The sequence below is a fragment of the Pedobacter sandarakinus genome (assembly GCF_026240095.1).
In the GTDB taxonomy this organism is placed as follows: domain Bacteria; phylum Bacteroidota; class Bacteroidia; order Sphingobacteriales; family Sphingobacteriaceae; genus Pedobacter; species Pedobacter sandarakinus.
Genome location: NZ_JAPIVG010000001.1, coordinates 339,049 through 354,105 on the forward strand (window position 1 = coordinate 339,049; position 15,057 = coordinate 354,105).

General features: G+C 38.6%; 9 protein-coding genes. 1 reads left to right on the forward strand and 8 read right to left on the reverse strand.

Features of this window, described 5'->3' with window-relative positions; all coding sequences use genetic code 11:
* The first annotated feature begins 13 nt into the window (after positions 1–13).
* Positions 14–1,120: a DNA polymerase IV gene (dinB, locus tag OQ268_RS01355; protein WP_265854262.1), complete on the forward strand. Its 1,107-nt coding sequence runs from the start codon at positions 14–16 to the stop codon at positions 1,118–1,120.
* A gap of 89 nt (positions 1,121–1,209) precedes the next feature.
* Here dinB and OQ268_RS01360 read toward each other — a convergent pair whose 3' ends face one another.
* From OQ268_RS01360 to OQ268_RS01395, 8 genes are all read right to left on the reverse strand, one after another.
* Positions 1,210–3,699 (reverse strand): glutaminase family protein, encoded by a 2,490-nt coding sequence (locus tag OQ268_RS01360; protein ID WP_265854263.1) that lies wholly within the window; start codon positions 3,697–3,699, stop codon positions 1,210–1,212.
* Between the two features lie 187 nt (positions 3,700–3,886).
* Positions 3,887–4,720 carry a PKD domain-containing protein gene (locus OQ268_RS01365; protein ID WP_265854264.1) on the reverse strand — a complete coding sequence of 278 codons (834 nt, stop codon included), beginning with the start codon at positions 4,718–4,720 and terminating at the stop codon, positions 3,887–3,889.
* A gap of 25 nt (positions 4,721–4,745) precedes the next feature.
* Positions 4,746–6,185, reverse strand: a complete 1,440-nt coding sequence (locus OQ268_RS01370) for a PA14 domain-containing protein (RefSeq protein ID WP_265854265.1) — start codon at positions 6,183–6,185, stop codon at positions 4,746–4,748.
* A 24-nt stretch (positions 6,186–6,209) separates the two neighbouring features.
* Positions 6,210–7,904, reverse strand: coding sequence for an alkaline phosphatase family protein (locus OQ268_RS01375; protein ID WP_265854266.1), 1,695 nt, complete (start codon positions 7,902–7,904; stop codon positions 6,210–6,212).
* 28 nt (positions 7,905–7,932) lie between these two features.
* Entirely contained in the window at positions 7,933–9,552 is a 1,620-nt protein-coding gene (locus OQ268_RS01380) for a DUF5008 domain-containing protein (protein ID WP_265854267.1), read from the reverse strand.
* A gap of 26 nt (positions 9,553–9,578) precedes the next feature.
* Complete coding sequence (locus tag OQ268_RS01385) at positions 9,579–10,331, reverse strand: hypothetical protein (protein ID WP_265854268.1); 753 nt, start codon at positions 10,329–10,331, stop codon at positions 9,579–9,581.
* Between the two features lie 13 nt (positions 10,332–10,344).
* Positions 10,345–11,877, reverse strand: coding sequence for a RagB/SusD family nutrient uptake outer membrane protein (locus tag OQ268_RS01390; RefSeq protein WP_265854269.1), 1,533 nt, complete (start codon positions 11,875–11,877; stop codon positions 10,345–10,347).
* A gap of 11 nt (positions 11,878–11,888) precedes the next feature.
* Positions 11,889–15,038: a SusC/RagA family TonB-linked outer membrane protein gene (locus tag OQ268_RS01395; protein WP_265854270.1), complete on the reverse strand. Its 3,150-nt coding sequence runs from the start codon at positions 15,036–15,038 to the stop codon at positions 11,889–11,891.
* Positions 15,039–15,057 lie beyond the last annotated feature (19 nt).

Below are 15,057 nucleotides of genomic sequence, written 5' to 3' on the forward strand. Positions count from 1 at the left end.
TTGCTTGGATTGAATGGAAAAGTTAGCAGCGCAAAAGATGGAGTATAGAAAGATCATTCATATTGATATGGATGCCTTTTATGCATCTGTAGAGCAACGAGATTTTCTAGAATATCGAGGCAAACCGCTTGTGGTAGGCGGAAAGCCAGACAGCCGGGGTGTTGTGGCTACAGCCAGTTATGAGGCCCGGCAATTTGGTATCCGCTCGGCAATGTCTTGCAGCAAAGCCTATCAGCTCTGCCCTACTGCTATATTCGTTTATCCTCGTTTCGACGCTTACACTACAGTTTCAAAAGCCATTAGAGAAATTTTTAGCAGGTACACCGATATTATTGAGCCCCTATCTCTTGATGAGGCCTACCTTGATGTTACTGCAGACAAACTTGGAATTGGATCCGCCATCGATATTGCAAAGTCTATTAAGGAAGCTATTAAAAACGAATTGAACTTAACAGCATCTGCAGGGGTATCTATCAATAAATTTGTGGCCAAAGTTGCCTCAGATATGAACAAGCCTGATGGCCTAACATTTATCGGTCCGAGCAAAATTAAGGCATTTATGGAAAAACTCCCGGTTGAGAAATTTTTTGGGGTTGGAAAGGTAACTGCGGCTAAGATGAAAGCAATGCAAATTAATACCGGAGCGGACCTTAAAAAATTAAGTGAGGCTCAACTGATAGCACAGTTTGGGAAATCGGGAAAATTCTACTATAAAATTGTTAGAGGCATTGATGATAGAGCAGTGCAAGCCCATCGGGAAACAAAGTCAGTAGGTGCAGAAGATACATTAGCGGAAGACACTAACGACCTGGCAACCATGCACGAGCTTTTAAAGCAAGTTAGCGAAACCGTAGCCATCAGGCTAGAGAAGCATCAGTTAAAAGGAAAAACCATCACCCTCAAAATAAAGTTTGAAGATTTTAAACTAATTACCAGGAGCAAATCTTTTCAAACACCAATTAACCAGGCTGATAACATGTTTAACGAAGCCATAAATCTCTTACAAGAGGCGAATATCGGAACAACAAAAGTTAGATTACTAGGCATTACGCTATCTCGCTTTTATGATGATTTAATACCAGAAACCCTCACGGCTAGTCAACTCGAGTTTGATTTTTAAAAAAAATAGCTTTTATGCCTGATGTTTTTTAACGTGCATCAAGCATAAAAGCTATTGTATTTCTAACGGCTAATAATTATTTTTTGATATTATTTTGCACGCTCTTGTTTAGCGTTGAGCTTATCAGCAAACATCTTCATGAAGAAGCCGCCAACAACACTACGGGCTTTAAAGTTATCTCTAATTCCTGTTTTAGAATCGTAAAAATCGTTTAATGGCACTCTTGATTCAGTTTCTATAGCATGCTGATAAACCGGATGGACCAAAGCTTCAAACTCCTTACGTGTAGGTGCAAAGGTTGCCGTCCATAAAATCCAGTCGTTTTTGGTATATGCTTTACGACTATCAAGAGGAATACCATATTTGTTTTGCTTGGTAAGGTAATATTTTGTTTCAGTTTCGTATACCTTCTGCGGGAATAAATTTAAGTCTAATACCTTATCCCATACTAAATTATATTTCTGGCTCCAGGTATCTTTATTGTCGAAAGTTAAAGCATAGTGGTCGCCTGCATCAGCCATGTCTATCCATTTAGGAACCATTCCTTGAGCAATTTCACTGTATTTTTTTGCCACATCATTGTAACCTAAAGATTTTGCCAGTTGCGCATAACTTGCAATCCCAACAATTGCTTTAACAGATAAATTGGCATTTCGAGCCAAGTGCCCTGCAAAGTCATCTGTGCAGAGTTGCGTTTTTGGATCTAATCCCTCTCTGGTTAAATAATCTACCCATGTAGTTAAAGTTTTCCAGTGTTTTTTCGCATAATCTGCATTACCTTCAGCTTTGGCAATAGCCGCTGTTAAAATAATCATATTTCCAGATTCTTCAACAGGCATTGGCTCTCCATAAGTTTGTCCGTTAGCTAAAGGGTAAGTACCCAAATCATGTGCAGCCCATGGGTGCGGGTATTTACCACTTTCACTAAAATAAAATATTCCATTCAGCATCCCTTCTAGCAAGGATGGATTGTATATCAGGTACAATGGTGCAGAGGGATAGGTAACATCAACCGTATTGATGAAACCACCGCTATTGTTTTCTTTTGATAACCAAAGTATTTCATTTTCGGGGCTTTTAACGAGTGTGTGTGCCGCAATACTTTGGCGATATCCTAAAACGCAAAGTGCAGCATACTCCTTCCCACCAGATTTTACTGCATCTGCATAAACGGTATTGTCGAACGTTGTACATTTAGACATTACAGACTCGTATTGAGCCTCAGCCGTTGCTAACTGACCCTCGATGGTTTCTTTACCAGAATTATTCCACCAAGGCCTTAAGTTTTTATTGAAATATTGAACGGAATAGATTTCATCGTAAGCCAACATTAAAAATTTATTTACAGGCTTGGCGCCTACCGTACCAAACGGTATGATAGTGTTTAGAGCAAGTGCTTTACCGCGTGATGAAGAACTGGTTGCATTTCCTTTTCTAAATGCATCAGCGGCGTCTTTTTCTGTACTAATAAATTGGGTTACATTGCTTGCTTTGCCCGCAGCTACGTAAAAGTAGCCCCAGTCAATACGCATATCGTCGCTTGCTTTTTGAAGGATAGGCTGTTCTACGGTACCAGCTTTTAGGAGCGATAATTTCGGTGTGCTATACTTTGTTGTGTTAACCTCTTGAGATGGGCGGTATACAGCAATATTGGTAGAGGCACTAAGGTAAACCTTAACCTGATGACTTTTCCCATCATTTGCCATTACCTGGTAACTAACGTAAGATACTGGTCGTGCGAACAAAGACAAATCGTTCATCAACAAAGGTGAAGTAAAGGTTAGCTTCAAATCTATTTTGCCACAAGTAAATTTATAGATGGTTTGCGTTGCGGTAATATCTACACTTTTTTGTTTGGCTAGTTGAATCTGCTGTGCATTGTCTTTTTCTTTATTAACCAAGCCGAAATCCAGGTATCTACCGCCAGCAGTATTAAGCAGGTGAATGGCAATAACATTTTCGCCAGTCTTTAGCGCACTTTTATCTCCAGCACTGAGGGCAACATAGGTGAAAGTATTTGTCCAACCTTCTTTCTTGTAAACCTTTTTGCCGTTTAAAAAAACTTCAATATTATCATCGTGATTAATTTTCAGGAATAACTCATTTATTGACGACGGATTGGAAACGACAAACTTTCTTCTCACCCAGATATCGTGAGATTTCCATAAAGTTTTAACACTCTTCTGATCATCTCCGATTGGAGCAGCACCGGTTTTCCAGGCACTTGCATCATAATTGAAATCGCTCCAATTGCCAGTAGGCTCACTTTCAGTATAGTTAACCTGATACCCTTTTTCATCAGAACTTGGTAAAATAGTTTTATAAATTGGTGTTTCCTTGCCTAAAAAGCGATAGATGTTTCCATCAACATTAATCATTCCTAACAGCGAATGGTCTGCGCCAGTCCAGTGAGTAGTAGATGATTCGTTTAACTGATCTGTATTAGACCAAATGCTGAAATACGTATTGTGTGTAATTAATGGGTAAGATGGTGCCTTTCTTTCTTGCGCCTTTAAAAAGCTGCTCGAGAATAAGGCGGCCAGCATAACCATTAGTTTAAGGTTTTTCAATTGTTTCATGTTATGTGTGTGTATTTATTTGATTTTTTTCTGGTTAGAATAAAGAGGTTAAACGTTTTACTAAAATATAAAAATTTATTTATAAAATGCGTCTGAATTGCTATTTCATAGCGAAGATGGCATACGCAAAAAAAAATACATGAAGGTTTTAAGCTTCATGTATTTTTAGGTTTTTTATCACTTGATACTAAGGTTGTTTTTTGTTAATTGTCCACTCCGAAAGTTGGAAAACCCTTGCACTTCTGGTTTGCTTAATGTACAAACGATAGTACTTGTATGCGATGTAATTATCAAAATGGAAAAGCTTGGTTTGGCGTCTGCTTGCACCGGAATTGGTATTTTCCCATGGGCACACATTCACGGTGTGTAAGTCTTTATATTGAATTCCATCTAAAGATCCTTGCAAGATCCAGAATTTAGGATCGCGGTCTGCAGCATCATTTCCAGAAGTAAGCGTATATGCGCCAACTACCTTTGGCGTGGCTAACTCAAAAGTACAACGTTGTGTACCGTCAAAACCGGCCTGCAAAAACTTCGTGGTTATATCTCCATCTACCAACTTGTTTGACCCCTCATTGCTGTTAGGTCCAGCGTTAGCGTCTAAGTTTACAGAAAAAATACCACCCACTGTTCTTATGTAATTTTCGCCACAAATACTATAATTGATCGTTGGATCTACCACTTTAATGTTAAGTTCTTTTATGGCGGTATAACCTTGACCATTTCTTGCAGTTAATACTACGTGGTAGGTACCTGGGAAACGGTAAACATGCTTTGGAGATACTTCTACAGAGGTGCTGTCATCGCCAAACTGCCACAATAAACTTTTGTAGTTTGTTGGTGTAGCTGTAAATTGCAACTCTAAAAATTTCGTTGCATCTGGCAACTTGTATTCAAACGCTACAGTTGGTTTTGGTTCCTCAACTTCTGGAACAATTTCTACATTTTCGTCCTTTTTACACTTTACAGTTAGTACCACTATTAGTAGAAGAAACGAAAATATGCTTAATAACCTTTTCATATTATTTTTCATATCTAATTAATTTTTATGGTGTTGGGAATAGTTGACTTTTCGGTACTACACGTTTACTTAGGATATTTGGAACCTCAATTTCCAGGAATGCTTGCTGGCCTCCCACATTTTCGCGGTGGTGTGCCTCAATTCTGTAGCGTTTTCCACGTTCTAAGAAAATGGTACCTTTCCTGGTTGCCTTATCCCATTGCGTGGTGTAATCGTTTACAAGTTCTACGCCATTCACATATAATCGAGATCCATCGTCCCAACGGGTTTGATAGAAAGTATATTCACCCCTTACTGGTGCTAAGAACTCTCCCCTCCATCGTGATGCAAAATTATCGCGGCTCAATTGTACGTTGCTACTATTTTTCACATTATCCGGCCATCCATCTCCACTAAAATTGATGGTTTCGTCTATGCGGGTAACAAATGGTGCTCTTCCGTCATTCGGATCAAGCTGTGTATTTGTATAATATTGTGCAATTAACCCGGTACCATTACCAGTGATGTAAGAGTTGTTATCTAAATTGATATTTGGATTAAGTACAACAATTACCTTCCCTTTAGCAGGGTGAATAACGTGGTTGGTATTGTCTGATAAGCTAAGCGCAAATGCAAATTTCTTGTTCGCAACAATATTCGCATCGAAAACAGGCCAAGGGATTTGGAGCCTAACTGTTGCACTTGAAGCGCCTGTGTTAAACCTCACCAAGGTATCGAGCGTAAAATCTGCTGCTTTAAGGTGAATGGCGTCTGCCGGTAATGTTCCAGCAGCCAACAATGTTGAAATGGTATCGATGTTATCTTTAATTTTTACATTAAAGGCAGATGATGGAGCGTTTTCCAGGCTAATGATAAGTGGAATTGTAACACCAGCTGGTCCAATGATGTAATTTCCCTGGTAGGCAACATTATAAGTTCCCCCACCCTGAAACGTTAAATAATGGATATCAGTCTGCTTCATTAAGTCTGCAGTATTGATAATTACTAGGATAGTAGATTTACCATTTGCGATTTGGTTACCTTTTCCAGGAGCTGAAAGTTTTAAAGCGAAAACCAATTTCTTTCCATAATAGCGTTCTATAGTAGATCTGCGTACTATAGCTATACCTTCGCCTGCTGTAGCTCCGTAGGCTACGTTAATAACACTAGGATATTCTACAGAAGACGATGGCATTAGCACCGCATTTGTAATGGTGTTATTATTAATTAACTGGGTAACAGTATCATTGTATAATGTTAAACCCACCTGAAATGCCTCCTCGGCTACGCCGGATAACGAAACCTTAAACGGAACGCGTACATACTGGTTGTCTAACGATACATTGCCTACAACAATTCCTTCGCCAGTGATGCTTCTTACAGCAGGGTTTGGGAGCTCAAGATTATCCAGTTGCGATTCTTTACAAGCGTATGCACCCACGAGCATGGATAAGCATACAATCACATAATAAGTTATTTTTTTCATGTTGATATTTTTATTATCCAAAGTTTATATGTCTAACCAAACTCTACTATCTAACTGCCAGGTTTGCTTGTTGGCAATTTTAAGCCAGTTTAATACTTGCGATGGTATGTCGCTTGTTTGCGGAACCAATACTGCCAAAGTACTTGCAGATGGTGGGCAAATCAAATCGTTAAAATTCTCCCATGTAAATGTTCCAAGCATTTGAAAATCATGCGCTTGAGAAGAAAGATCGGCCATCCGGTTGCCTGTTCCATCCGTTGCCGGCCAGTAGCCAACTAAATAATTATAAGACGGGTGACTTTGATCAATTGCCGTTTCGCAAGCGTATTGTCCGATAACGCCATCAGGAACACTAAGTTTAAAGAAACGAATATCGGTCACATAAACATCAGGCTCACCGTGTCCTGTACCATTTAAATAACCTAATTTTAAAGCATTGTTATTGGCTAATGATCCAGAAGCGGTAATCTCTAACTCGTTATTAAAAACTCCATTTGTATACGTACGGATGAAACGTTGGTTACCTCTTTTTTCTAATTTAACAGAAAGATTCTCCCATTTGCCTTTGGCTAAATTCGCACCTCTGCATTGTTTATAATCTGCATCTTTTGTTCCTCTCCACTCAAAATACCAATATCCTTCTTCCAGGTAAATTACCCATCCAACACTAGGGTGACCACTAGACCACTCGTTTCTTTTACCTAAGATACTTGGCCATCGAAAAATATCCTGATTTTTCTTCACTTTAAGTTCAATGGTCATAGTTGTAGTATCATCAATATTGTAAACACTTGCTTCCGGTCCGGGAATTTCGCCCCTAATATTTTGGCCGATTAGTTTTACAGTCTTACCAAGATATCTATTACCTGTAAATGGTTTTACTATAATTCTTTTGTTCGATCTGATGTTATGGTAAATAATAAAGCTATTACTTTCTGGCTTACTGAAAATAGTTTGATCATCTGTATTGGGCGGCAAAGTATATGCACCTCCATCACTCGAAGCGATTATAATTAGCCAGTCTTCATTTGCGTAATTAGCACGCCTTTTAAGCGCAGCCAGTACTTCTCCTACATTTGAATCAAACTTTTCTATAGCAGACTTGTATTGAGGAAAAGAGTTATCGTAGCCACTTGCAGCACCAGCTTTATCTACATCAGTAAAATGACCAATAACTAAAGATGCTGTATCTGTGTTGAATTGATTGATAAGTGCATTTTTTACTGCATCATCATTGGCTACCTGAGCACTAATGTCTGCGCCAACGTTTAAGCTTTTAAATACTGGCGATGAGGTGTAAGCGGCAATTTTAGTTTGCGGCCTGCTCTCTTTTATCCTTTTAAAAATGATTGGATAATTCTGCAAGTTATTATTGGTTAAAGCGTCATCCTTAACCAAATGTTTCGCAACCTTTACACCAGTTAGCATGTTGGCCCAGTTGCTGGCATTTTGCGTAACACCAGGCTCATTTAATGCTACCCAGCTGTAGATTGATGTATTTAATAATGCGGTGATATTAGGGATGTTTGCAGTAGATACAGATTGTCCCCTTGCGCCATCTACAATTAGGTAGAGCACCTTACGGTTACCACTTTTGGCTGTAGTAGTATCACCTAAATTTTTGTCTGTTATCGTTCTCTCGAATTCTTTGTTACAAGAGTATAAAAATGTTGCCGTTATTATTGCGAATAAACCCAACAGTATCTTATATGTTTTCATAATATTTATCTTAATTAGATTTATTATTTTATTCAATTGTAATTCTAACCATATTATATGCAGGCTGATTATCAAATCTAGAGATCGATCCAATAAGCAAAAGCGCTTTTTTATTATCGGCAGATCTGGTTTCTATAATATCTGATAAGTAACCAACAAATGGCCCTGTAGCATTATATCCAGCAGCAAGAAGACCGGTAGAGTTTAGTACCATAAAACCGTTTCTTGTAACGTTATTGTATTTCCTAAAATCTCCAGATACCACAATCAAACCATTAGATAGTTGTCTCGCGAACGATGGATAGCCACCGTCAAACAGCTTAGAAGCAAAAGATGCATCCAAGCTACCGTCTTCATTAATTAACGCTATCCCATTGGCAGGTTTACCATTAAACTGTGTAAACGCTCCTGTAATAAGATATTTTTTGGTTGTAGCATTGTAGGTTAAAGAACTGATACCATTATCTGCACCTGATCCGGGATTGAAACTTAAATCTTTTGTTCCATCGGCATTTAATCTCAAAATTCTATTCACCGGTTGATCGTCGAAAGTGCTAAAATTTCCAAATACCATTAGTTTCTCCGAGTTAGCTGCATCTGTATGCATGTAGGTATCTATAGGTCCGTTGGCACTTACAGCACCCCTATTAGTTGTGGCATTAAAGCGATACGTTTTATCTAAAGTACCATCTAAATTAAAGCGTAAAATCTGGCGGATGTCTGTACTATCTAAGATAACTGTATCTCGTGTAAAATCATAATTATCTTTATCATAAGTACGCTTTACGTAATATCTGAAACTACCTGTAGCCAATATTTTTCCCTGATGAGGATAAACCCTCCTGATGTAACCGTTTGTACCTCCATTAAATTTAGGAAACCATTTTTGCGTAATAGTATCTGTTAATGTAGGTTTTTTCTTGGTTTGAATTTTAATGGTATCTATTGCCCCATTTGGGTATAAGCTGGTAATGTTGCTAATGTTTTCGGTACGTTGAGCATATCCACTAAATCCACCAGCGATGATGAACCTCCCCCCAATTTCAATTACATTCGCTAACGAACCATTGGCACCTCTTCCTGTTCTAAAAGTTCTATCGTATTCGCCGTTTAAAGAAGTTCTTGCAATTCTATTAATTGGCTGTACAATTCCTTTATTGTCGTAATTTGTAAAATCACCGAGAACTAATGCCCTACCGTCGAGCATTTCGTAAAACTGGTTTACAAAATTGTTTGTTCCAGCCGTAGGAACCCAAGTTGCATCGTTTTTGATGATTCCGGTAACTTTAAACTGGGGACCAATGATGAGCTGATCTCCGATAGCTATTGAGGTAACACCAGTACTCCCTGCTTCAGGAACCTTAACCGTGATTTCGGTATCGCTTAATGAAACTACCTCAGCCTTTTCTCCATTAAACATGAAGGTTAATTTGTCCTTGTATGGCATCAGCCCAGCTACTTTTATTTTTACAGTAGTACCTACAATACCTTCTGCAGGTGTTGGGGCAAGGGTTTGGCTAATATTGATGCCCAATGGTGCCTTACCATTACCATACGGATCTTCTCCAAGCACTTCTTCTTTCTTACAGCTTGCAATCATCAAGGCTGATATAAGAATAAAGGTAAAAGTGTATATTAATTTTTTCATAACTTATTGATCTCCTTTACAAATACTTATTTTGAACTGCTTGATCTTAAACCACTAGTATAGATATCGTTGAATAACTCACCTAAATTGAAACCAAGGTAGTAACCGCTATAATTTAGGGTATGCACTACTCCGTTTGTAGGCTTCACATCAGATGAAGAAATGAAATTTGATGACCAATTATCATTTGGTTTTGATATATCAGGAATATAGGAAATTACTAATTGCCTGTAGCCAATATACCTTACACCATTTGCATCGTTGAAATTTACGCCAATGTTGGCTACGGTATTGTTATAATCGTAATACAGTGCTCCCGGGTAGATGCTTTTAAGGGCTAAATCTATCTGTGGATAATCTTTTAAGCGATTGATGCCCTTAAACATGTAACGTTGCAGATACTTCCTCCAGATAGCAGGATCAACCTGATCTAAAGTTTTGATGGTATCTTTACCTGATAAATAAAGCATCTGATTGATTGATGGACCACGTGGAGAACGGTTTTGATCGAATGAATGAATATCTCCAATTGTTCTCTTAACCACGTCATCATCAAAAGCAAAAAACGTAAAATCTTCTTTGCTAAACTGTGCTTCCATGCCTGCAAGCTTTACAATCTGTGCAACAGTATCAAACGGAACTTTCTTTGCCTGCAAATACTGGTACATGTTACCAGGGTAATTCGGGTCTGCTTTGCCACCATCCTCATAGTATTCATCGCGCTTACAGGCGCTTAACACCATCAAAAATGCAATACATGTAATTATTATCTTTTTCATTTTCTTTTTTACGTTAGTTTCCGCCGTTTACCCAATACTCGTTTAATACCATAAATGGATTATTGTTTAAGGCGCTACCATTAATAGGCCAGGTCCATGCACCACGGTTAAATTTATCTGCAGTTAATACATTGTAAGACCATTGGTTGCTCAAAATTCTTTTGGTTCTTACCAAGTCGAAATAATGGTGACCTTCACCAATAAGTTCTCTTGATCTTTCATAGAAGATGAAATCTTTCAAGGCACTTCCACCGCCACCAGAATATTTTGATGCCTGGGCACGATCTCTTACCATATTCAATAACTTTATTGCTTCGGCATCCTGATCCAAAGCCGCCCTGGCTTCGGCAGCAAGTAAGATCTCACCTCCATACCTAAAAATCATAAAAGTATTATCTGGATTTGCATCTTCCTCGCCGGTGGCAAAAGAATTCTGTGCAAACTTTAGCATCATAAATTTACCGTTATCAGCAAAAATATCTTCGTTAAACCAGGTGGTAATACGCTTATCACCACCATCTTGAAATAGCTTCTGCATATACTCACCCCTATAATATGCAAAACTTACGCGGTGTGTATATTCCGGGCGTTTGTACGGATAATGTAAGAACATATCGGCTACAGGGGCCAGGTTAGTGTTGGCGTCGCCATAATTAATACTGCGGTAAAACTCAAACAAACTTTCCTCTGACCGGCCTTTGATAACCGTTGACCACTCTGAGATAGGCAATAACCTGAAAGCACCACTTGCAACCAATTCATCTCCCAAACTGGCAGTTTCCTGGTAATATTTGTTTGCATTGGCCTGATCGAAGCCTGCATTCCACATATTCATCTCCATCATTAAAGCAACAATACTACCTCTCCCAGCTCTAACCCCCTTAATTGACGGATCTGAGTAAGTCCATGGAACATTGTTTTTATGGGTTTTTAAATCAGCAATACACTTGTTCAAAACCGATACAAAGTTTTCCCGAGGTAATGCTGTTGAATGGAAAGCATCTGTGTAGTATACCACATTTCCATATAGGCGTACCATAAGGAAATAGCAAAGTGAACGAATAAATGCTGCCTCTCCTTTGAAAGCATTTTTTTCTGTTTCTGTTACCCCTGGAATTCCCTCATCTAATTTTGCGATGAGAATATTAGCGCCCTGTATTGCCCGGTAGTAACCCGTCCAATCGGTAATCCTACCGAAATTGTAATTGATGCCCGTAGACCAAGGTTGACTACCGTTAAGGAGTCCGAGGATGTCATTTCTTCCTAAGCTTTCTACAAATGCTCTAGCTGGTGCATTGTCTGATTGACTTTCGTATAGCACTTCCCCAGAACGGTATTCGCCAGTGGCGCCAATGTAGTGCGTTTCGTTAAACTTCCCGAAAACGATTCTGGATAAATCATAAATGTTGGCAGAGACATCTTCCTTTGATTGGAAAAAATTGTTACCAGTCAATTTATCCAATGGCTGCACTTCCAAAAACTTTTTACATGCTGGCAAGCAAAAAGCTGCTGCTACTATTAGCGTATAAATGATACTTTTTTTCATAACTATATTTTTTAGTTGCCAGTGTTTAATTCGAGGTTAAGACCAATATTGTAAGTACGTGGCACAGGGTAGCCTGTTGAAATGTCTCTACCTAATGTGGTTACGTTTTCTGGGTTTGGTCCGCTGTAATTAGAGAACGTAATCAGGTTATTTGTTGAGGCGTATACTCTAAGGTTATTTAATCCGATTCTGCTAATTAGCTTTTTATTGAACATGTAAGAAACCGTCACGTTACTGATTTTCAGGTAACTTCCGCTTTCTGCCCATAAAGTTTGATCAGCCCTTAATGGTTGGATCTGGTCGAAACGTTTATAATCATATGGATATGGGTATTTAGCGTTGTCGCCTGGTGCTCTCCAGATATCTAAATCATTTAATGGAACAACAGATTTTAGTGAGAAAGGATCACGCATAATACCAATCCGATCTGCCAATGCGTTGTTTAAGACAGTTCTATCAGCTGTAAAGGTTCCATAAACATTTAAACCCCAGTTTTTATACCTGATGTTGGCAGATAAACCACCTGTAAACAATGGCTGTGAGTTTCCTGTAACTTCATAATCTCGGCCATCTAAAACATAATCGCCATTAACATCTTTGATTATTGGATCTCCACCCAAGAAAAATACACCGTTAGACTGGTATCTTCTACCCGTAACCGGATCTACTGGCACATCTGCATCAGTACTATAAACACCCTGGTTAATTCTTAGGTAGTTAGATAAGGTATTGCGACCAACACGATAAACAATGTGTTGCAGGTATGATGAGTTATCAAACTTGATAAATTGCCCATTATATTCTGCCGGTAATTTTAGCAAAACATCTCTGTTAACAGCACCATTCACAGAAAGCGTTAAATCGAAATCTTTGCTTTTTACCGGGCGAACAGTTACCAATAACTCCGTACCATAGTTAGCGATGCCTAAATCATTACTTGCCAGCTTATTAAATCCAGTAGTATTTGATAAGAACCTATCGAAGAGTAAATTGTCAACCTTTTTGAAATAGGTATCAAAATTAACCGAGAGACGGTCGTTGAAGAAACCCAAATCTAAACCCAAGTTATATTGGCTGGTGGTTGTTGGTTTCAAGTTCGGATTCGGAATTAAATCATAATTGATACCAATAGTTGTATTATTGTTAAAGTTGCCATTCAGACCGTAGATACCGTAGATACTTTGTAGGTTTCCTGTTGGTACGATATTCTGTCCCCAAGTTAACCTCAAACTTCCGTATGAAAGCCACTTTTTGTCTGTTAACCAATTTTCTTTATTGAAGTTCCACCTTAAACCAACAGATGGGTTTTTTGAATACGGATTTTCTAAACCACTACTCGAAGTACCATCCAATCTGTATGAAAATTCTGCGACATATTTTTTATCAAAATCATAAGAAAGTGAACCTGCGAAAGATGCAATGGTTGCGTTTCTATAATTGCTTAAAACACCACCTCCTCTAGAGTTGAATGCATCAGAACCAACCGGACCTTGTAATTGATCGTTTGGTAAACGTGCCTGCCTGCTTATGCCTGCTTGTGCACCCTGCTTATAAATCTCGTTGAAGGTATTGATGAATACGTTGTGTTTTTCGCCGAAGGTTTTAGCGTAAGTAATCCCGTTACGATTGTATAACTGATAATTTCTTCCAACATAATCGTATAACCGGGCAAACTGACCATTTGCTGCAGCCGGAGTAAATGTAGACTCTGTATCTGATGTATAATCGTAACTTACGGTAGAGGTAGCGGCTAAACCTGGTATAAATTCATAACGGGCCTCAACGTTTGCTCTTATGTTTCTGGAATTGTTGTTATTTAAAGTTTGCAGAGCAGATAAAACGCCCCCGGTTGCCTGGTAAAATGATGGTGCCGGTAGCAAGCTTGATGCCTGACCATTTTCTGCAACTCCAGACTGAAGGAAACCAAGTCCGTCGCCCTTGTTTTGCTTTCCGACAGATCCGTTAATAAATCCGAAAAACCTGAACTTGTCATTTGGTTTAAACTCCATGTTCATATTCAGGTTATATCTATCATAACCAGTATTTTTAATTACACCTTTCTCTGTAAAATAACCAAGGTTGGCTTTATAATTAAAAGTTGGGTTTCCACCATCTAAGGCTAGGTTATGGCTTTGGTTATAAGTAGTTTGAAAAAATACATCTTGCCAGTCTGTTGAGTTATTCCAATAAGCATTTAAACTATCAGCTAAAAAAGAAGTATTGGTAATTCTTCTTAAATCGTTAACATTCTGTGCGTTCACAACAATCTGCTGAATTTTAAGCTGGCGCTCTGAATTTCCACCTAAGGTTTCGCGTAATTTTGGTGGCGTATTTACGAATGCATTTGTGGTATATCTAATACGTGGCACTTTAGAGTTACCGCGTTTTGTAGTAATGATGATTACCCCATAGGCACCTCTGGATCCATACATAGATGTTGCCTGCGCATCTTTCAAAATTTGAATATCCTGAATATCCTCAACAGGGATTAACGAAAGCGGACTAACGCCAGGCCCTTGTGTTTGGAAACCAAACTCAGCAGCTTTATCTGCATCTAGTGGCACACCATCAATAATGTATAATGGAGAGGTAGGCTGTAAGAAAGATTCGTTACCGCTACCAGTAATGCTTAAGCTGGATAGACCACGCACCTGAACCGAACCCCTAAAACCTGGTGCACCAGTGTTGTTTTGGATATTTAATCCTGGCACTTTACCTTGTAATAGTTGTTCTGGGTTAGATACCGGTATATCTTTGATATCATCGGCAGTAATTGAAACCGAAGAACCCGTTGTGGTTTGCTTTGATCTTTTTTGATAAGCAACAATTACCACATCATCAAGTTCCTTTTTATTTTCGGTAATTGTAACGCTGATGTTTGTAGCTCCAGTAACTTTCACCCTTTGAGTGTTATAACCCAAAAACTTAAACAATAAGGTTCCGCCAATTGGTGCATTTACAGAAAACTGTCCGCGGCCATTGGTTTGCGTTAAACCTTTATTGCCTTCTTCAAGTATTACAGAAACACCCGGCACACCTTGATTTGATTCTTTATCAACTACGGTACCACTCACAATTATAGATTTTTGTTGTGAATAAGCACTCACGCCAAATAGCATAAAGGCTATTAAAGTGACGTAAAAAAGTATATTTCTTTTCATATAAATTAGCTCTAAATAA